The 18,846-nt window shown below is 46.9% G+C and carries 18 protein-coding genes; 9 read left to right on the forward strand and 9 right to left on the reverse strand.

Translation table 11 applies throughout. The features are described 5' to 3' along the window. Nucleotides 1-128: 128 nt before the first annotated feature. Complete coding sequence (locus B5D42_RS07750; protein ID WP_078830879.1) at nt 129-866, forward strand: murein L,D-transpeptidase catalytic domain family protein; 738 nt, start codon at nt 129-131, stop codon at nt 864-866. 135 nt (nt 867-1,001) lie between these two features. After that, the gene (locus B5D42_RS07755; protein ID WP_078830880.1) at nt 1,002-1,859 is read left to right on the forward strand and encodes a helix-turn-helix domain-containing protein; all 858 of its coding nucleotides are present in this window, start codon (nt 1,002-1,004) and stop codon (nt 1,857-1,859) included. 21 nt (nt 1,860-1,880) lie between these two features. On the opposite strand, the gene B5D42_RS07760 is transcribed toward B5D42_RS07755, so the two are convergent. From B5D42_RS07760 to B5D42_RS07770, 3 genes are all read right to left on the reverse strand, one after another. Continuing rightward, nucleotides 1,881-4,319, reverse strand: coding sequence for a TonB-dependent receptor domain-containing protein (locus B5D42_RS07760; RefSeq protein WP_078830881.1), 2,439 nt, complete (start codon nt 4,317-4,319; stop codon nt 1,881-1,883). A gap of 135 nt (nt 4,320-4,454) precedes the next feature. Next, on the reverse strand, nt 4,455-6,851 hold the full coding sequence (locus B5D42_RS07765; protein WP_078830882.1) for an ATP-binding protein: 2,397 nt from the start codon (nt 6,849-6,851) through the stop codon (nt 4,455-4,457). A 158-nt stretch (nt 6,852-7,009) separates the two neighbouring features. Then, nucleotides 7,010-7,894 (reverse strand): OmpA family protein, encoded by an 885-nt coding sequence (locus B5D42_RS07770; RefSeq protein WP_078830883.1) that lies wholly within the window; start codon nt 7,892-7,894, stop codon nt 7,010-7,012. Between the two features lie 217 nt (nt 7,895-8,111). Between B5D42_RS07770 and B5D42_RS07775 the strand changes: the two genes are divergently transcribed. Both B5D42_RS07775 and B5D42_RS07780 read left to right on the forward strand, forming a co-directional pair. Then, nucleotides 8,112-8,480 (forward strand): YccF domain-containing protein, encoded by a 369-nt coding sequence (locus tag B5D42_RS07775; protein WP_078830884.1) that lies wholly within the window; start codon nt 8,112-8,114, stop codon nt 8,478-8,480. 63 nt (nt 8,481-8,543) lie between these two features. Then, the gene (locus tag B5D42_RS07780) at nt 8,544-9,008 is read left to right on the forward strand and encodes a hypothetical protein (RefSeq protein WP_078830885.1); all 465 of its coding nucleotides are present in this window, start codon (nt 8,544-8,546) and stop codon (nt 9,006-9,008) included. Here the strand turns inward: B5D42_RS07780 and B5D42_RS07785 are convergent. The 6 genes from B5D42_RS07785 to B5D42_RS07810 form a co-directional block, all read right to left on the reverse strand. Next, on the reverse strand, nt 9,005-9,775 hold the full coding sequence (locus B5D42_RS07785; protein WP_078830886.1) for a hypothetical protein: 771 nt from the start codon (nt 9,773-9,775) through the stop codon (nt 9,005-9,007). The genes B5D42_RS07780 and B5D42_RS07785 overlap by 4 nt on opposite strands. 122 nt (nt 9,776-9,897) lie before the next feature. Beyond that, nucleotides 9,898-10,347 (reverse strand): GNAT family N-acetyltransferase, encoded by a 450-nt coding sequence (locus tag B5D42_RS07790; RefSeq protein WP_078830887.1) that lies wholly within the window; start codon nt 10,345-10,347, stop codon nt 9,898-9,900. Between the two features lie 111 nt (nt 10,348-10,458). Continuing rightward, nucleotides 10,459-11,094: a carbonic anhydrase gene (locus B5D42_RS07795; RefSeq protein ID WP_078830888.1), complete on the reverse strand. Its 636-nt coding sequence runs from the start codon at nt 11,092-11,094 to the stop codon at nt 10,459-10,461. A gap of 1 nt (nt 11,095) precedes the next feature. Then, nucleotides 11,096-12,658: a SulP family inorganic anion transporter gene (locus B5D42_RS07800; RefSeq protein WP_078830889.1), complete on the reverse strand. Its 1,563-nt coding sequence runs from the start codon at nt 12,656-12,658 to the stop codon at nt 11,096-11,098. A gap of 52 nt (nt 12,659-12,710) precedes the next feature. Then, nucleotides 12,711-13,007, reverse strand: a complete 297-nt coding sequence (locus B5D42_RS07805; RefSeq protein WP_139367045.1) for a hypothetical protein — start codon at nt 13,005-13,007, stop codon at nt 12,711-12,713. A 106-nt stretch (nt 13,008-13,113) separates the two neighbouring features. Further along, nucleotides 13,114-13,560 (reverse strand): GNAT family N-acetyltransferase, encoded by a 447-nt coding sequence (locus B5D42_RS07810; protein WP_078830891.1) that lies wholly within the window; start codon nt 13,558-13,560, stop codon nt 13,114-13,116. Between the two features lie 130 nt (nt 13,561-13,690). On the opposite strand from B5D42_RS07810, the gene uvrB reads away from it, so the two are divergent. The 5 genes from uvrB to B5D42_RS07835 all read left to right on the forward strand — a co-directional run bounded on the left by uvrB (nt 13,691) and on the right by B5D42_RS07835 (nt 18,810). Further along, the gene (gene uvrB / locus B5D42_RS07815) at nt 13,691-15,727 is read left to right on the forward strand and encodes an excinuclease ABC subunit UvrB (protein ID WP_078830892.1); all 2,037 of its coding nucleotides are present in this window, start codon (nt 13,691-13,693) and stop codon (nt 15,725-15,727) included. A 112-nt stretch (nt 15,728-15,839) separates the two neighbouring features. Beyond that, the gene (locus B5D42_RS07820) at nt 15,840-16,244 is read left to right on the forward strand and encodes a hypothetical protein (RefSeq protein WP_139367046.1); all 405 of its coding nucleotides are present in this window, start codon (nt 15,840-15,842) and stop codon (nt 16,242-16,244) included. A gap of 161 nt (nt 16,245-16,405) precedes the next feature. Then, a complete protein-coding gene (locus tag B5D42_RS07825; protein WP_078830894.1) occupies nt 16,406-16,957 on the forward strand; it encodes an RNA polymerase sigma factor in 552 nt (183 codons plus the stop codon). Continuing rightward, a complete protein-coding gene (locus tag B5D42_RS07830; protein ID WP_078830895.1) occupies nt 16,935-17,654 on the forward strand; it encodes a hypothetical protein in 720 nt (239 codons plus the stop codon). The genes B5D42_RS07825 and B5D42_RS07830 overlap by 23 nt, the downstream gene beginning before the upstream one ends. A 7-nt stretch (nt 17,655-17,661) precedes the next feature. Next, a complete protein-coding gene (locus tag B5D42_RS07835; protein WP_139367047.1) occupies nt 17,662-18,810 on the forward strand; it encodes a hypothetical protein in 1,149 nt (382 codons plus the stop codon). Nucleotides 18,811-18,846 lie beyond the last annotated feature (36 nt).

Here is an 18,846-nt window from a genome sequence, read left to right on the forward strand (position 1 = left end):
ATAACGCTTTTTAGCCCCGTTTTAGGGCTAAATTTGTGCTCTTTCAAAGCCAATCTACCAAAATCCATCTGCTTACGAGGCTAATTACACATTTAATTAATTTTTAATAACCTAAAGCAATTTTTTACATGGGTAGATTTAAATCTTACTTCGGACCGGGTATTTTTGTTCTGACTGCACTGCTGATCTGTATGAGTTTCGTGATCGCGATGCCGGCTTCCTCAAAAAAACCTGTATTTGCAGAAGCTAAAAAAACCATGCCTTCCCCGGCCATTGAATCAAGAATGGCTCTTTATGAGAAACTGAACCTGGATTCTCTCGGACTTTCAAAAAGCGCATTTGAACATGCGATGAATGGCTATAACCAGCTCGACTCAAAAGGCCGTCTGCGCAATGACGATATTATTTCTATTCTGGATTTCAGTCTTCCTTCCGGGAAAAAGCGATTATTTGTGATCAACCTGGAAACCGGGGAGTTGCTGTTCAATACTTATGTTTCTCATGGCCGCAATTCCGGTCAGGCAATGGCGACAGTATTTTCGAACCAGCCGAACAGCTACAAAAGCAGCCTGGGTTTTTACGTTACCGAAGAGACTTATAATGGCAAAAACGGTTACTCGCTGCGTCTTAATGGGGAAGAATCCGGATTTAACAGCAATGCACTCGCCCGCGGTATTGTAATGCACAGTGCTTCTTACGCAGACGAGAGCATTGTGGAAAGACAGGGCTTTATTGGTCGCAGCCAGGGCTGTCCGGCAGTGCCTAAAAATGTACACCGCCAGATCATAGAAACGATCAAAGGTGGCAGTTGTCTGTTCATCTACAGCGACAACAACTATTATCTTTCGCATTCAAAGCTTGCATAATATTCAATAAGAAGCGGAACGCTTTTACCCGGCCGGACCTGCAATTTGCACGTCCGGCCTTTTTATTTGCCGTACAACGAAAAAAACGTACTCCGCTAAAATTGCAGGAGTAAATTACGTTAGTTAAGCGTTACCGTGCAACACATAGAATTCCTGCATACCGATCATTTCAACCAGCAATACCACCGTATTAAAGCGGTTGAAGAGTTATTGCCCTACATAGATTTTTTCTGGGAAACACGTTTTGATGAATTGTGGAATATTTACCCGGATGGCTTTTCAGATGTATTGTTCCCGAATACAGGGTACACTTACCTCATTAACCTGGGTTCCCCTTTTGTGATGCAGATCGGCAACCGGAAATTCAATATGAAAACGGATGGGTTCCTGCCAAGGCATGATGCATTGGAGTGCTATCATAAAAGCGGGAACAAACTGTTCGGGATCAAGTTTAAAGTGTCGCCGATCCTGCTCGAAAAGAAGATCAACTTTTCCGAATACCGGGATTATATATTTCCGCTGAGTTACCTGGTAGACAAGACCGTTCTGGACCAGGTAAAAAAATGCGGCAGTTTTCATGAACGTGTGTACCTGCTTACAGCGTACTTCAAACAAACACTGAACCGTTATGCAGGCACATCAACCCCTGTGCATATTGTTTCCGAAGTGCTGAAAAACTGGGAAACCTGCAACGATTTTACAACCTCCATAGAAGACATCGCGGCACGCTACAATATTTCGTCGCGTACGCTGCAGCGCTATTTTGAAGCCGCAACCGGTATGAGCACCAAGCAGGCCAGGCAGACGCTGCGGATCAGGCGGGCTACGGAAAAACTGGTGATGTCGCCGGAAACCTTCGATTCCTCAGATTACGGTTATTACGATCACAGCCATTTTTACAAACACCTGCGCCAGTTCCTGCAAAAGGATACTATATCACGGCTGCAGTTTCACCTTCGCTTACTGGAAAAAAAACATGAGCACCGGCAATAGTACCGATGCCCTGTTGCTGATTTAATTTCCTGCACGCTGGCGTTCTTCCTCAGATCCCGTGCTGCGTTTGCGTGCGGCTTGTACAGTATTCTTACCAAAACGGTAGGTGAAGCTGATATTGGCAACACGGCTCTCTCTTACTGCATGCCATTTCTCAATGTAATTATCGTAAGTGATCACTGCTTTGGGCAGGTTGGTACGGAAGATATCGCTGATATTGAAACGGACGGTTCCTTTATTCTTCCAGACCGTTTTCTGAACGCCGGCCCCGATACCCCATTGCGGGTCCATCACCATAAAACCATATTGTCCGCCGCTGGCGAAATTCAGATTCAGTTCTGCAGACCAGCCATTGCCGATGGTGAAATTATTATTGGTGCGCAGGTCCAGAGCCGGCCTGCCGTTGTTTAAACGTGTTGTGCCCAGACGACCGTTGTATTTATTGTAATAGGCGTTGATATTGTTCAGTATGCTCCATGCATTGCTGATGCGGAAAGGCGCCGTTACCGTTACACCAAAATAATCGGAAGAACTGAGGTTGACGGGAATCTGTACGGTAATATTATCCGCCTGAGGAATATTAGGGAATACATCTTTGAAACGCGCGATGGCAATATTCTGGTCGTTCACGGTATGACTGTAACCCAGCGTCACCGCGATATTTTTCAATGTATAAGAAAGTTCATACGACCAGGTAAACTGCGGCAGCAAAGCGGGGTTTCCGGTTGAGTAAGTAGTAACATCGATCAGGAACAGGAAAGGATTGAGCTGGGAGTAAGCCGGCCGGTCGATACGGCGGCTTACTGAAATGCCCAGCGTCTGGTCTTCCGTAAAACGGTAATTGACGAAAGCGCTCGGGAACAACTGGAGGTAAGAAGAGTCGAAACGGATATCGCCCTTTACCTGCTTTGTCTTGATATGGGTATGCTCAGCGCGAAGGCCAACCTGGACGTCTAGTTTTTTATATTCCCTATAAAGATTGAGGTAAGCTGCATTGTTGAATTCATCATAGAAAAAGCGATTGGTTTTGTTGATGTCCTCTTGTGGTGTGCCGGTACTTATATCGTAGAACAGCGCATTATTATCGGAGGAAACATAACTGGTTTTCATGCCCGTTTCCAGCTTCAACCCGTTTTTGAAGGGGTTAACAAAATCGGCTTTGGCGGTACGCAGGGTCAGCTTGCCCTGCTGGTCGCCCTGTAATATATAGGCTGGTTGCTGTACGCTGCCATCGAGGTTATAATAACGCGTGCCGGTAACAGAAAGTGAATTGGAAGAGAAGCTGCCGTAGTCGATATCGGCAGTGAACGTTTTACCAGGAGCAGCAAACTGATGTTTATAGTTGATATTGGCCAGGATATTATGGCTCTTATCCCCGTTCTCTGCCGTTGTCTGGAAAGTAGATGCGGGGTTGTGCTGGGCATTGATCACCGTGGACTGGTTATCTGTTCTGCGGTTGCCCCGGTTGATGTTTCCGCTTAGTACAAAGCCGATGATGTTCTTGCTATCAGGGAAATAGTCGGCGCCGAAACGCATAGCATGCGAATGTCCCGGGCTGGTACCATAATTATCTTTCAGGTCACCGCCACTGAAGACGCCATTGTTATAAAAATTACGATCCAGTGTGAGATGATTCAAACCCTTTCTTTTTGAATAATTATAATTCCCGAACAGGTTTATTTTTTTTGTACGATAGTTGAATGTTGCACCCGCATTCGCTTTCGGATAAACACCCTGGCCATAACCGGCGGAAACTGTTCCGTTGGTGCCCATGCGCTGGTCTTTTTTCATTCTGATATCGATAATGCCTGCATTCCCCGCTGCATCAAATTTGGCAGAAGGGTTGGTGATGATGTCGATACGCTCTATTGCATTCGACGGCAGTCCGCGCAGATAATTGGCGAGGTCAGCGCCCGACATAGGCGATGGCTTCCCGTCTATCATGATGGTAATCCCCTGTTTGCCTCTTAATGCGATCACATCATTCTGGTCTATTGAAACACCGGGAGAACGCTCCAGTACTTCCATGGCCGACGCACCTGCATTCATGATACTGCTTTCAACATTCACAACGATCCTGTCGTTCAGTTTTTGAATAAATGGTTTGCGGGCAGTAACGGTCACTTCTTTTATCTGGTTGGGCTGTGCTGTAAGTACAATAGCGGGAAGGGTAATATTACCCGTAATGGCATATGCTTCCGTAAGCCTGGAAGCGTAACCTACCATGGAAGCCCTTACGAGATAATTGCCGGGACTTACGCGTTCCAGTACGGCAAGGCCTTCTTTATCGGCAAGTACGGATTTGTATAACGATGAATCTTTCGGGCGTAGCAGTTCTACTATAGCCTGTTCAAGCGGCGCGCCCTGTTCGTTACGTACGCCGACGCTCACCTGTGCCTGGGTAAAAGCTACAGTGGAAATACCCGCAAATAATACAGTAACAAGAATGGTTTTAAGCATAAACAGCAGTTGTGATATTAAAGTTCCTGTCTTTAAATACTGCTGTTGTCAACTATGGTATGAACCGGGATAAGCTGGTATAAGAGGAGGCGGTTCCTTTGCAGAAAGTCGTTTTTTTACACAGACCGAAGTGTTTTAATTGCCTGCTGAACTGCCTGTATAATGAAGGATCACCCGCAGAAAATCATCCGGAACAAAGGGTTTTACAATGATCTCACGAACATCGAGCCCGGCCAGCCCCGGTGCTGTTTCATGCGGCAGGTTGGCTGTAAGCGCAATGATGGGCAAGCGGATTCCTTTCTGCCGCAGCATGGCGGTTGCCTTAAACCCATCCATTACCGGCATATGCATATCCATGAGGATGATCCGGTGCTTTTCCGGATCCACCATATCGAGCGCTTCCTGGCCATTCCTTGCAACATCGATGGTTGCCCCCCATTTCTCCAGGAAAGATCGCGCTACAAGAATATTCACTTCATTATCTTCTACCAGCAGGATACGGATGCTGTCCAATGGTTTGCGCCCGTCTTTGGAAACAACCAGTGCCGGCTGCCTGGTCTCTTCGCTGAGTGCAAGGTGACTGATCGGAAAAGTTTGTGTAAACCAGAAAGTAGAACCTTTGCCCGGTTCGCTTTTCAGCTGCAGCGAAGACCCCTGCAGGCTGAGGATCTTTTTACAGATGGCAAGCCCAAGCCCGGTGCCGCCAAAACGACGCGAGGTTGATGTGTCAGCCTGCGAAAAACGTTCAAAAATGAGCCCCTGTTTTTCGGGTTCAATACCGATGCCTGTATCGGTAACACTTACGGTTACGGTAACATTATCATAGTTTACAACTTCACGCTTGATCTCGAGCTGTACAAACCCCTCCTTGGTGAATTTGATCGCATTCTGCACCAGGTTGCTGATCACCTGTGCGGTCCTTGTAGGATCCCCGATCACACGATTGATGAAAGCATCATCTATTTTGAGCCTTAATTCAATGCCCTTATCATCAGCCGCAGATTGAAGTCCCCCGATGATGTTTCGTGCGATACCGGACAGATCCATTTCAATCTTTTCGAACCGGATCTTTTCGGCATCGATTTTATTATAATCGAGGATATCGTTCACAATGGACAGAAGGCTGTTGGCAGAGAACAACAGAACCTGCAATCTTTCTTCCTGGTCTTTTCGCGGTTTTTCTTCCAGCAGCATATGCGAAATGCCGATCACGGAATTGAGCGGCGTCCGGATCTCGTGCGACATGTTCGACAGGAAATCGCTTTTGGCACGCAATCCTTCTTCCGCGTCTTTCTTGGCCTTATTTAATGTATAAGCGAACCGGAAAGAAAGTATAAGCGACTGCAGGAAGAAAAAGGAAATATACCCGGTGAACAAAAGCGCTTTCTGAGGCTTTACAAAACCGAAGTACTGCAGGTTGATGATAACAAATACCAGCAACACCACAGCCGTACTGATCAGTGCATAGGGTGCACCCAGCCGCCGGTTCCGCACAGCTTTGATATATACATAAAAGGCATAGGCGATCACGCTGAACATCACCGCCAGGAAAGGACTGATAAGTTGTGTGAAAACGGTTGGCGGAAAAATGATGACCACCGCGGCGAGCGACAGGCAGGCCCAGATCTCCACCCACATGATATACCTGTTGGCATCTTTCGGATAGAGGTATAAAGTATATAATGTAAAAAACGCGACACTTATAAAAAGGCTCAGGTATTCGAGGTGAATGGTAGTTACCCACGAAAGGCCGGGAAATAAAGTATGCAATACATAATAACCGGAACCGATAATGCGGTAACTATAGAAAAGGCAGAATAATGAGAAGAACAGGATTACTTTATCATGCCTGCCGAAAAGGTATAAGCCGAAAAAGAAAAGTCCGCCCATGAAGAGACAGCCTGTAAGCAGCAGGTCATAAGCCTGTGTTTCCTGGCGTTTGTAAAACAGTGTATCATAGTCGCCGACCTTTATTTCTTTATAAGGACCGCCTTTTGAGTGGTGAAAATTAGCTACCTGTAAAACAAGGTGCAGGGTATCAAGATCGTCGTCGAGCTGTATTGTTTTTTCCTCCCAGTGCGGGATAGTTGTCTCTTTGCTTGTTCCTGGTTTCCCGGCAGCAGCGAACAGCTTGCCGTTGAGATAAAGCTGGAAAGAAGAGTAAGTGTCGGGTACTTCCAGGCCTAATGCAGGTCTTTTTTTCGGAAGCAATACGGTAAGGGAATAACTGGCATAGCCTTTGGCGGGCAAAGGTTTTCCGGCAACGATGGTATTGGCCCATTTTACGGGAAAGGCAACATAAGAGGTCAGTTTGCCGGAGCTGTCGTTAATGGCAGTAAGCAATTGCTCCCAGTAAAGCCCCCATTCGCCGTTCAGCGAAACAATGTTTCCTGACAGATTGGTGTTACGGAGATCCATCACACCATTAACGGCATGCATGGTTGTATCTCCGGCCCGGGCAACAGTAATGCTGCCAATGCTCAGGAATAGCATTGCAATAGATACAGCATATTGCTTCAGGCGTGGGCGCATAGGTTATGATCAGTTATAAATAGGTTGGGGGGTGGTAAGTATGGCCAGGAATTCACCCCGAATGTAAACAAAAAGTACAGCAAACGAAAGGGATAGGATATTTATGAAAAAGCCGCCTATGGAAGGCGGCTTTTGTCTATCAGCGGTAAGAAGCTTAATTATTTCCTTTCCAGCAGTTTAAAGAACTGATCCAGCTGCGGAAGGATCACGATCCTGGTTCTGCGGTTGGCTGAACGGCCTTCTGCAGTGGTATTGTCTGCGAGTGGCAGGTACTGGCTGCGTCCGGCGGCAGTCATGCGTTTCGGATCGAGGCCGTAAGTGTCCTGCAGGATACGCACCACGCTGGTAGCACGTTTAACACTCAGGTCCCAGTTGTCTGCAATGCCGGCACTGCGGATTGGCAGAGAATCAGTATGACCTTCAACCATGAATTCGATCTCCGGCTGTGCGTTCAGCACTTTGGCAACCTTGCCGAGCACTTCTTTCGCCCTGTCGGTAACATCATAGCTTCCGCTCTTGAAGAGCAGCTTGTCGGAGATGTCTACATATACCACGCCTTTATCAACTTTAATGTTGATGTCTTTGTCATCGAGATTGCCGATAGCGCCCTTCAGGTTCATCACCAGCGCCATGTTCAGGGAATCCTTACGGGCAATTGAACCCTGCAGGTCTTTGATGTACAGGTCTTTTGCACCGATGTTTTCCAGTGATTTCTTAATGCTTTCCGCCTGAGAACCGGTTACTACAGAAAGGTCTTTCAGCTGGTTCAGCACGGTATTATTGTTGGCTTTCAGGTATTCGATCTGTTTGTTGAGCTCACTGATCTGGTTTTCGAGCGCAGCTTTACGGGTTGTCAGATCGGTATTCTGGTTGTTGGCTTTATTCAGCTCATCCTGTAATGCACGGTATTTAGCCTGCAGGTCCAGGTAGGTGGCGCTCAGCTCAGCATACTTGGCTTCTGATTGTCTTAATTTTTTGGGGCTCACACAGGAAAATAATAGCACAGAGGCCATGGCCGCAAATAAGTAACTCTTCGTTTTCATATCAATTCTGATTAAAGTGAACAATTGCCTGTCTCTAACGTAGAAAAGGCCTTAAAAATTGTGCCGCCGCGGGAATAGTTTGGGGATTGTCAGGGAGACAAAAATAGGATGTACACACAAACAGGTACAAAAACATGCATAATCTTAACAATCAGATGATACATGTGAAAAAACAGCATAAGAGATCGTAGCTTAGGCCTGTTAATAAGAAGTACTTATGAGAACAATCGGTAATCTGTTGTGGTTTTTGTTTGGCGGGTTCTGGGCCTGCGTCGGCTATCTGTTTGGCGGGTTTATGTTATGTATTACCGTGATCGGTATTCCCTGGGGCTTGCAGTGTTTTAAGCTGGCAGGACTGGTCTTATGGCCTTTCGGCAAAAAAGTGGTCAACACGCAAAGTGGTGGCGGTTGTTTTTCGCTGATCTGCAATATTATCTGGCTATTGTTCGGCGGTCTGTATACGGCATTGGTGCACCTGGTATTTGCGTTGCTGCTGGGTATTACCATCATCGGCATCCCGTTTGCGCGGCAGCACCTGAAACTGGTAGAGCTGGCGCTGATGCCATTTGGTAAGCAGGTGGTGTGATTTTTAATCCGGACCGGACAATTTCCGGGCCGGATCGGCGTTATATAGTGCAAACTGCTGCTTATGGCCTCCTTCAGAAGCTTTGTGGGATCCGAGCTGATGTCTATCCGCCAGAATATTGCTGCTTTACGTAACATGATCCCATCCAATATCAAATTAAAGCCTACCGAAAGGCGGAGTATGTTCAAGCTGAACGATAAAAAGAAGGAATTTGTGGAGAAAGCCGTTCAGTACATGCGCAAAAATCCGAATACCGTGCCGGCTTATGTGGATGTAACCACCTGTAACAACTATGTACAGCTTTACAAGCAATACGGCGAATTGTTATCGGAACTGGAAGAAGTAAAAACCAGGCTGGAAGATGCAAAACTGCTTCTTGGGAACGAGATCCTGAAACAGACCCGTGCTTATTTTCACAATTCGAAGAATGCTTCCTTATCCGGCAACAGTTCTTACGGTACTATTTATGATGAACTGAAACCGCATTATGCTGTAGGGAGGAATAGCAGGAAGAGTGTGGAGGGCTAGTCGAACCAGTGTTTAACAAGAAAGGCGATTTGTGAATTATTAATAGCAGCTTTCTTCAGATAGCTTATGTCCTTTTCATTCATTGGTCTTATATAAAGTTCATCTTTAGGCCTTCGACCTTTTTTAGTAGATGCAATTCGCAACACTTCATTTAAAGTAATGATGTTACTGCTTTTATCATTTACAAAGTAAGTGTACTCAAGTTGGTTGAAGGTGGGATTATATGGCAACTCTTTGGAATCCATCCCCATTATATTCAGATTGATATGCTTTATGTTGATTGAATCGGGAATCACTCTGGAGATTGCGGAATCCTTAAAAGCATACCATAGTTTCTGTCCACTACAAGTCGTAATGACTAAAAAATTATTATTGAGATTCTGAATAAAAAAGCTTAACCGTATAGATATTGAAGTAGCGGTGCTGCTTGAATTACTGGTAAAACTGCAAACCAGGCTATCTTTAGCGAAGTCTTTCAAGGGGGAGTTGCAGCTGTCAAAAGAAAATAAATATTTCTCACCCTTTGATTCATAAAAGCCGGACCCTACAGATTCTACCTCTTGCCTTGAATCAGCCGTAAGGTCATTTGTTTTGCTACTAAAGAGCGTGTATCTACCATTTGAAAGATGTATATAATAGACCTCATCATATGTTGATAAGACATAATTACCATTTGCAAGCTGGGCGGATACATCATTTTCTGACACCAGTAGTAATGAAAGAACGAAAACAAGGATAAATTTTCGTAGTGTTTTGAGTCGTAACATATTGCTTTAGATAGGATAAAAAAATAATCCGATATTAATTAAGTGGGTGCAAAATTGTTCTCCGGGATCAAACAGTTGCGAGAGCCCTACTTCATATTGCCCCCTCAATCTATAAAACTCGGTCATATCTTCACTCCCTTCACATAACCCGTCGACTTCGCCTCAAACCCCATTTCCGGGTAAAACAAATGCGCGGCCTGCCGTTCTTCCCGGTTGCCACAATTCAGCAGCAGCATTTTTGCATCGTTGAATCCGGCCAGTTGTTCAGCAGTTTCGATCAATAGTTTGCCCACTCCATGCCTGCGGAACTCTTTTTTCACCACCAGTGCCTGGATGCGGATGAAATGCCCGTCCTGCTCCCAGAAAAATTGTTTGCTCATGCCGATATAACCAGCTATCGTTCCTTCCCTTACTGCAACAAAAGTCCAGTGATCGGCGCAGGCAGAAATGGTTTCCATACGCGCAGTCATTTGTGCTGTTGTAGTCGGGTATCCTAATTCGGTAGTCAGTACGGCAAGCGCTTCTGCATCTTTAGGCAGGAAAGCACGTACGGAAAAATCGGGCTGGCTCATGATGAAGTAGATTAAAATAGTTCAGCAATCATATAAAACATTCCTGTTCCCGCAAAAAAGAAGCCCGGACAATCTTGTCCGGGCTTCTTTTATAATCAACTGCAAATCCCACTATAAATCGTCGTATTCGTACAAAGGATCAATATTGGTATTGGCCCTCATTTCGAAAACGGGTTTGATGATCCCGTCTTTCAGACCATATACCCAGCCATGCAGGTCAGGCCTTTGGTCGTGTTTCCAGGCGCGCTGAATGATGGATGTTTTAGCCAGGTGCATAACCTGTTCCATTACGTTCAGCTCTACCAGCCTGTCGAAGCGCTGGTTCTCATCCTGGATGGCGGTGAGCTCTGGTTTGTGAGTATGGTAAACATCTTTGATGTTGCGGATCCACATGTTCAGAACCTGTTTGAAATCATGATTGCTCATGGCAGCTTTCACACCGCCGCAACCGTAGTGACCGCAAACGATCACGTGTTTTACTTTCAGGTGTGTTACGGCATATTCCAGTACGCTCAGCAGGTTCACATCGGTATGGATCACGAGGTTGGCGATGTTGCGGTGAACGAAGATCTCACCCGGCTGGGTATTGGTGATCTCGTTGGCAGGTACGCGGCTGTCGCTGCAGCCGATCCATAAAAACTCAGGTGTTTGTATATGGGCAAGCCTGTCGAAATATCCGGCATCGTCTTCTACTTTTTCTCGTGCCCACGCTTTGTTCTCCAGTAATAATTTCTCGTATGAATGCATTTTAAGAAAGGTTTTGAGGTTCGTTAAATAATGTGTGCATTGATTTATTCTGACTTTTCTTCACCTCCACCCTGATCTTTTTCAGGTGTGCATGGCATAAAAAGTTGTTCACTTCTTCTATAATGTCCTTATCGATAAAATCTGCTCTTGTAGCATCAATGATTACGCTTGCATTGCCGGGTACGTCTTCCAGTTTCCTTTTGACGATGGCTTTGTTCAGGAAGGATACATCTTTCCTGAAGCGGATCAGGTAATTGTTATTGTCGTTCACCACGAACACGGAAGAACGGAAGTTGCTCCGGATCATAAAGAACAGACCAACACCGAGGCCGATCAGGATTCCCACCAGCAGATCCGTCAGCAGGATCGCCGCAATGGTTACCACAAACGGGATGAACTGATCCCAGCCTTTCTTGTAAAAAGCCTTGAACAAAGAAACTTTCGCCAGCTTATACCCTGTAAAGATAAGCACTGCTGCCAGTGCACTTAAAGGAATTTTATTCAGCAGTGTCGGAACCAGCATCACACACAACAGCAGGAACAGACCATGCAGAATGGTAGACATTTTGCTTTTGGCGCCCGAAGAAATATTGGCTGAGGTTCTTACTACTACCGAGGTCAGCGGCAGACCACCGATCATGCCCGAAACGATATTTCCCAGGCCCTGCGCTTTCAGTTCGCGGTTAGTAGGCGTTACCCTTTTCAGCGGATCCAGCTTGTCGGCTGCTTCAATACCCAGCAGGGTTTCGAGGCTGGCTACAATAGCCAGTGTGATCGCCGATGTCCACACATCCGGGTTCTTCAGAAAGCTGACATCCGGGAAGGTGAAAAATGAAAAGAAGGAAGAGATGTTTTCTGCTACCGGTAATGTAACCAGGTGCTTCGTTTCCAGTGCAGATGCTGCACCACTGCCACGCAGGTACTCATTGATCAGGGTTCCGGCGAGTACTACTACCAGCGGACCCGGTACCAGTTTGAGCGCCTTGATGCGCTTGATCTTCTCAGTTTCCCACAGCATCAGCAATAACAGGGAGATGCCACCGATGATCAGCGCCGTTGGCGTGATGAAACGTACCGCGCTGAACAGGGCCGAAAAAGTATTTTCATTGTTGCTCTGTGCGAAAGCTTCGTCGCCCTCGAAGTCCTTGTCGTAGCCGATCAGGTGCGGGAACTGCTTCATGATCAGGATCAGACCGATGGCGGCCAGCATCCCTTTGATCACGGAGTTGGGTACGAAATCGCCGATCACACCGGCTTTCATGAAACCGAATATCACCTGCAGCACACCCGCCAGCACTACTGCCAGCAAAAAGGCTTCGTATACCTGTAATTTGAGGATCGCCGCTGCCACGATCACGGTGAGGCCGGCAGCCGGACCGCTCACGCTTAACTGCGAGCCGCTGGCAATACCGATCACGATACCGCCCACAACACCGGCAATGATGCCGGAAAACAATGGTGCGCCGGAGCCGAGGGCAATACCAAGGCAAAGGGGCAACGCCACCAACAATACAACAATAGAGGCAGACACGTCTGCGCCTGCATGTTTAAAAAACTTTTTCATGCCACGTAAAAAATTAAATGATAGGGAGATTATAATGCGAACACAGTGAAGATCAGGCCTGGTTCGGCGGTGGCACGTGTATATCTTCCGTATGGTTAAGCGGGATTGGCTCCGCCACCACGGGTCTCTGAGCAGAAATATAAACAATAGACGCTGTAAGCGTTACCGTTGGGGTAGAGATGAAATCTGATTTGCCTTCGGCCTTACCCATACATTCCTTGGCATCCATGGAATGCGGGATCTCTTCCGTGAACTGACTGGAGAACAGCATTTTACCCATTTGCTGTATCGGCAGCATTTGTATGGATAAAACCAGTACCAGGAAGATATTTATGATCTTTTTAGACATCAGGTTTGCGAAAATAGCCAAGCGGCGTTGAAAACACAAACGTAAACATTCCTTTAACAAAAACATTAACTGAAATATGACAGAAAAACGAAAATTGAAAAGACGGTTATACGCCTGCACCCGGTTCTTTATACACCAGTTTCAATAAAGGATAAGGCATACCCGAATGATCCAGCTCCTGCCTGTTTCTTACTTCAAATCCCATGTTTTTATAGAAACAAAACGCCGGCTGGTTTTGTTCATTGACTTCTACTTCTTTTGCTCCTTTTTCGATTGAAAACTGCAATAATGTTTTACCATATCCCTTGCCGATCATTTCCGGATGCATGAATAACATTTCGATCATCGTGCCGGAAATGCCGATAAAACCTGCCATCCTGTTCCCGAGAAAACCGCAATAAACGTCTAATGCAGTAAAATCCATAGAGCGAACCATTTCCCTGATGGCTTCAAAATCTTTCTTTTCGAGAAAATGATGTGTAGCCAGTACCGAAGCCTCCCAAAGCTGTACTAACTCATTATGATAATCTGCCTGGTAACGAAGGATGTCCATATAGGATCTTTGAGCCGCAAAATTACTTATCCGGGAGGAGACGGTCAGGTTCAAATATTACAGCAGGCCTGTTTATTGCATATTCCCGTTTCGCCTTATGTTCTAACTTCGTACCATACGCTTTTATATTATGCCATTCAAACTACATACTCCTTACCAGCCTGCGGGCGATCAGCCGGAAGCGATCAGGCAACTTACAGAAGCTGTTCAGAACGGTGAGCAGTATCAGACGTTGCTTGGTGTTACCGGAAGCGGTAAGACCTTTACCATGGCCAATGTGATCCAGAACCTGCAGCGCCCCACACTGGTACTCACACATAACAAAACCCTGGTTGCGCAACTCTATGGTGAGTTCAAACAGTTCTTTCCCGAGAATGCGGTAGGCTATTTTGTTAGCTATTACGATTACTACCAGCCGGAAGCATATATGCCGGTAAGCAATGTCTATATTGAAAAAGACCTCAGCATCAATGAAGAGCTGGATAAACTCCGGTTACAGGCCACAGCACAGCTGCTGAGCGGCCGCCGTGATATTATTGTGGTGGCGAGCGTAAGCTGCATCTATGGTATGGGTAACCCTACCGAGTATGAAAACGGGATCATCCGTATCAGCAAGGGAGAGGTGCTTTCCAGGCAGGGATTCCTGCACAACCTCGTGAATATATTATATAACCGGAGCCAGGTAGACTTCACACGCGGCACATTCCGGGTAAAAGGAGATACGGTTGATATCAACCTGCCCTATGTGGATTATGGCTACCGCATCACTTTCTTCGGCGATGAAATTGAAGAAATTGAAACCATCGATCCGGGCACAAGCAAGCGCATCAGTAAAATGGATAATGCTGCTATTTTCCCGGCCAATCTTTACATCGCACCCAAAGACATTATTCACGATGTAATGGCCGAGATCCAGGATGAAATGATGGCGCAGCACGAATATTTTAAAAGTATCGGCAAATACCAGGAAGCAGAACGGATCAAAGAACGCGTGGAATATGACCTTGAAATGATCCGTGAACTGGGCTATTGTAACGGTATCGAAAACTATTCCCGTTTCTTCGACCGTCGCCGGCCAGGTACAAGACCTTTCTGCCTGCTTGATTACTTTCCCAAGGATTTTTTATGTGTGATCGATGAAAGCCACCAGACCATTCCCCAGATCGCGGGTATGTATGGCGGCGACCGGAGCAGGAAACTGGTACTGGTAGAATATGGCTTCCGTTTGCCGAGCGCCATTGATAACCGGCCGCTTAATTTCAACGAGTTTGAAAACCTGACCGGACAGACCATTTTTGTAAGCGCCACACCCGGCGATTATGAACTTGAAAAAACCGGAGGTGTGGTGGTGGAACAGGTGGTTCGTCCTACAGGCCTGCTCGATCCGCCGATAGAAGTACGTCCGAGTGTAAACCAGATCGACGATCTGCTGAATGAAATTGACAAGCGGGTAAAAAAAGGCGACCGGGTGCTGGTAACCACGCTTACCAAAAGAATGGCGGAGGAAATGGACAAATACCTGGCCCGGATTCATATCAAATCGAAATACATCCATAGTGAAGTAGATACGCTGGAGCGGGTGGAGATCCTCCGCGACCTGAGGCTGGGTGTAATAGATGTGCTGGTAGGTGTTAACCTGCTACGGGAAGGCCTTGACCTGCCGGAAGTGTCGCTGGTAGCGATCCTAGACGCCGATAAGGAAGGCTTTTTAAGGAATGAGCGCTCCCTGACGCAGACGGCAGGCCGTGCGGCACGGAATGTAGACGGACTGGTCATATTTTATGGCGATACTATTACCATGAGCATGCAGCGAACGATCGATGAAACAGCGCGCCGCCGGGAAAAGCAGATCGCCTATAATCTGGAACACGGCATTACACCGCGTACGGTAACCAAGAGCAAGGAACAGGTTTTTGCCCAGACATCGGTGCTGGATATCAAGGGTTATGATCCGTCAGACCCCCATGCGCTTCATACCGAAGAGCCGTTCGCAAATAAGGTGGCAGAAGAACAGGAAGTGTATAAAACCATCCCGCAGCTGGAAAAAGCCATCGGAAAGACCAAAAAAGAGATGGAGAAGGCAGCCCGCGACCTGGATTTCATCGAAGCGGCACGCCTGCGCGACGAAATGTTCAGGCTGCAGAAAGACCTGGAAGCCATGAAATAAACCCTGTACAGCGCAGTCTTTCTGCCGGGAGAATGCTATATTAGCAACAGGAAACAGCAGTTATTGCTTTTTTCGTATCCTGTTATAAATGCCCATTGAGATGCAAATGATAATGAAAAGAAGTATCGCAATTGTTCTGTTCTGCTGCCTTGCGGTAGTATTTACGGGTTGTGGTAAAGGGGGTGGTGGAGGAACTTCCACACCTGAGGAAGAAAACCTGAGTGTAAAACTCAACACAGATAACCCCGCCAAATCTATTTCCAGCTCACATACGTTTACGGTAGAAGTGCTCAGCAAAATGCCTTCATCCGGTGTTAAGGTAAATGTGAACGTAAAAAGAGAAGATAACAGCGTGGGTGTTTATTCTACGGAATACACTACTACAGCGGCTGTTTCAACCGTAACCATATCCGGATTACCCATGGGCCAGGTTTATTGCGTGGCAACAGTAACCGTTACTTCCGTAACCAAACCCGCCAATACCTGGACCGGAAGTTTCCGGGTATTGTGGAAATAATCGCGAAACGGATTAAACTGGCATAATTTTTTCAGGTCTATACCCCGCAGACAGATCCGGGGGGATCTTCTTAAAAAGCGAATCAATTATGGTTCGCTTTTTCTATTCCGGGCAACCTTTCATCCGGCAATGGCATTTGTTATCTTGCATCAAGCAATCCGATGGAATTACAACAACTGCTGAAAGAATGCCGGCAGGGCAGCATTACTGCCCAGAAATACCTGTTCGACAGGTATTCTACTCCCTTTTTTCTTTTATGCAGACGTTATATGAAAACGGACGCTTCTGCAGAGGAAATGCTCATGAACGGGTTTCTCAAAGTATTCGGCAACCTGGCAGCATTTGAATATACGAGCGAAATGGCATCCGTGGCCTGGATGAAAAGGATCATGGTGAACGAGTGCCTGCAGGAACTGCGGAAAAAGAACAGTTTCCTGGTTACAACAGACCTTGCCGCAGCAGACGCCCGGATTCCCGAAGAAGCCATCAGCAACCTGAGCGCCGCGGAGATCTTCAGGCTGATCGGCGGTTTGCCAACGGGTTACCGCACGGTATTCAACCTGTACGTAATGGAGGGGATTTCCCATAAAGAGATCGCGGGCCTGCTCGGTATAACAGAAGGAACGAGCAAGTCGCAGTTGAGCAAGGCAAGGGCCATGCTGCAGCAATTGTTAACCCAAAAAGAGATGTATGTCAAACGAAAAAGCAGATGAGCTGATGCGCGACAGGCTTTCTGGTCTCGGCGAACTGCCGGAAGGCATTCATTTCAACGCCGGCGATACCTGGAACCGGCTGGAAGCGCAGTTGAAGCCACATACAAAAAAACGACGTATTGTTTTGCTGAGGGTTGCTGCATTGCTGGCTATAACCGGAGGAAGCCTGGTATGGGTCCAGCATGCACCGCAAAAGATCACCCCGGTTGCGGGAGAAATAACAACTGCCGCACCTGTCAATATCCAGCCACAGCTCATTCATAAAAAGCAGGAAGCAGTAACAGACCTGCCCGAAAATGAAAATGATATAAAAAAACATACAGCAGCCGTTGCCGCAACACAAGCCCGTATGGATACAACAGCAATGAACAACCCGGCACCAGTTGCAGTGAATGCGGAAACGGCCGGAACGAAGCCGCCGGAAATGGTACCGCACACAGGCTTACCGCCGGCTGCTTCCCTGATCATGCCGCCTGAGAAAAAAACAAAACCTGTTCCGGGCCCGCGGTTCCGCATTGTACATGTGAATGAATTATCTGCACTGGCCGCTGTTCAGCCGGAGATCGATATTCCCGTTTTGCGGAAAACGCTGCCGTTTACGGTTGAAACAACCACACCGGTATCGCCTGACTTTGCGGAGCAACCCGGATTATTGAAGAAAAAAACGAAAGTGACCAGCCTTTCCGATCAACCATAATATTGCAATGAGACGATTATTACTACTGCTTTCCATTTGTGCCGGCTCTGTTGTGCTGAATGCCCAGAATGTGACTTACGGGTATAATCCGCCCAAAATTTCCGAAACGATCTTCAACTCCCCCAAACCGCGTGGCTATTCCAATAATTTCGATTTCCTGCTCCCGAAAGGCAACCGGATGGTATTTGAAATGTCTGCCATTTACCAGCTTCGTTACCTGCCCGATCTCGACTCGCTGCTTGTACAGGTGCACCAAAAGCTTGCACCGCTGAAAGACAGCCTGAGTGATCCGCTTTCAACAAAAAGGGTAGACGTGGTTTGTGAAGGCAAAACCGATAAGATCCGGATCACCACGCATCAGCCACCGGCTGATTATTTCGCATACAACAACGGCGAGCTTTCCCAGCTGAAAACCGACCAGGATACTTTACGTATTACTTTATTCGCCGATTCGGTCATGTCTTACCAGCCAACCGGCAGCTTCAAAAAAGGCAGGGCTTATGCGGTGATGTTCATTCTTAATAATATCGAAGACATTGCCACATTCGAGCCCGGCTACCTGATGAAAAACGTGCATGAACTGTTGCTGGCCGATATGGCAAAACAACTGGAGCGCAACCCGAAAACAAACGCCTACACCCGTTACTACGGCATTTACGATTTTGTACAACACAAACGCATTTCTCCATACAGGGTGGAAAATTATGCATGGGCAAGACCGTTTGGCTGGGAACCGGTGATAGCTGCCGGTATGCAATATGCCCGCGGCACCTGGCTGGCCTCTGCGGCACTGGGGATCAAGCTGTTTAAAACGTATTCTTACGGCCGGTCCGAGTGGCGTTTACTCTGGGAACCCTATTTCTTTTTCTCGAAAGACGCTGCCAATAAACTACTTACAGACCGGAATGATTTCGTGACGCTCCGTTACCAGTTCCGTTACCAGCGCGAAGGGGCGGGAAGTGCAGTTGTTGCCTATACCAATATGTCGTTCGGTTACCTCGTAAGGCGCCAGGGCGACTGGCTGGATCCGAATACTAAAAAGTTGTCCATCGGCGGGTTATTATCCGGTGTAGCCGTTCTTGAGCCCGAATTACTTTTTACAGGGTTCTTCAAACAAGTAAGCCCATCGCTGAAATTGTCGGTTACGATTCAGTAGATAACTGTAAACGGGTTGTCTTTACGTTGTGTTGTA

Source organism: Sediminibacterium ginsengisoli (assembly GCF_900167075.1).
In the GTDB taxonomy this organism is placed as follows: Bacteria; Bacteroidota; Bacteroidia; order Chitinophagales; family Chitinophagaceae; genus Sediminibacterium; species Sediminibacterium ginsengisoli.

Coding starts and splice junctions, on each gene's coding strand:
- B5D42_RS07805 (WP_139367045.1), bottom strand. CDS start 13,007: ATGTCTAAAAAGATCATAAATATCTTCCTGGTACTGGTTTTATCCATA.
- B5D42_RS07780 (WP_078830885.1), top strand. CDS start 8,544: ATGGCCTCCTTCAGAAGCTTTGTGGGATCCGAGCTGATGTCTATCCGC.
- B5D42_RS07775 (WP_078830884.1), top strand. CDS start 8,112: ATGAGAACAATCGGTAATCTGTTGTGGTTTTTGTTTGGCGGGTTCTGG.
- B5D42_RS07765 (WP_078830882.1), bottom strand. CDS start 6,851: ATGCGCCCACGCCTGAAGCAATATGCTGTATCTATTGCAATGCTATTC.
- B5D42_RS07795 (WP_078830888.1), bottom strand. CDS start 11,094: ATGCATTCATACGAGAAATTATTACTGGAGAACAAAGCGTGGGCACGA.
- B5D42_RS07810 (WP_078830891.1), bottom strand. CDS start 13,560: ATGGACATCCTTCGTTACCAGGCAGATTATCATAATGAGTTAGTACAG.
- B5D42_RS07830 (WP_078830895.1), top strand. CDS start 16,935: ATGTCAAACGAAAAAGCAGATGAGCTGATGCGCGACAGGCTTTCTGGT.
- B5D42_RS07835 (WP_139367047.1), top strand. CDS start 17,662: ATGAGACGATTATTACTACTGCTTTCCATTTGTGCCGGCTCTGTTGTG.
- B5D42_RS07785 (WP_078830886.1), bottom strand. CDS start 9,775: ATGTTACGACTCAAAACACTACGAAAATTTATCCTTGTTTTCGTTCTT.
- B5D42_RS07825 (WP_078830894.1), top strand. CDS start 16,406: ATGGAATTACAACAACTGCTGAAAGAATGCCGGCAGGGCAGCATTACT.
- B5D42_RS07790 (WP_078830887.1), bottom strand. CDS start 10,347: ATGAGCCAGCCCGATTTTTCCGTACGTGCTTTCCTGCCTAAAGATGCA.
- B5D42_RS07750 (WP_078830879.1), top strand. CDS start 129: ATGGGTAGATTTAAATCTTACTTCGGACCGGGTATTTTTGTTCTGACT.
- uvrB (WP_078830892.1), top strand. CDS start 13,691: ATGCCATTCAAACTACATACTCCTTACCAGCCTGCGGGCGATCAGCCG.
- B5D42_RS07800 (WP_078830889.1), bottom strand. CDS start 12,658: ATGAAAAAGTTTTTTAAACATGCAGGCGCAGACGTGTCTGCCTCTATT.
- B5D42_RS07770 (WP_078830883.1), bottom strand. CDS start 7,894: ATGAAAACGAAGAGTTACTTATTTGCGGCCATGGCCTCTGTGCTATTA.
- B5D42_RS07820 (WP_139367046.1), top strand. CDS start 15,840: ATGAAAAGAAGTATCGCAATTGTTCTGTTCTGCTGCCTTGCGGTAGTA.
- B5D42_RS07760 (WP_078830881.1), bottom strand. CDS start 4,319: ATGCTTAAAACCATTCTTGTTACTGTATTATTTGCGGGTATTTCCACT.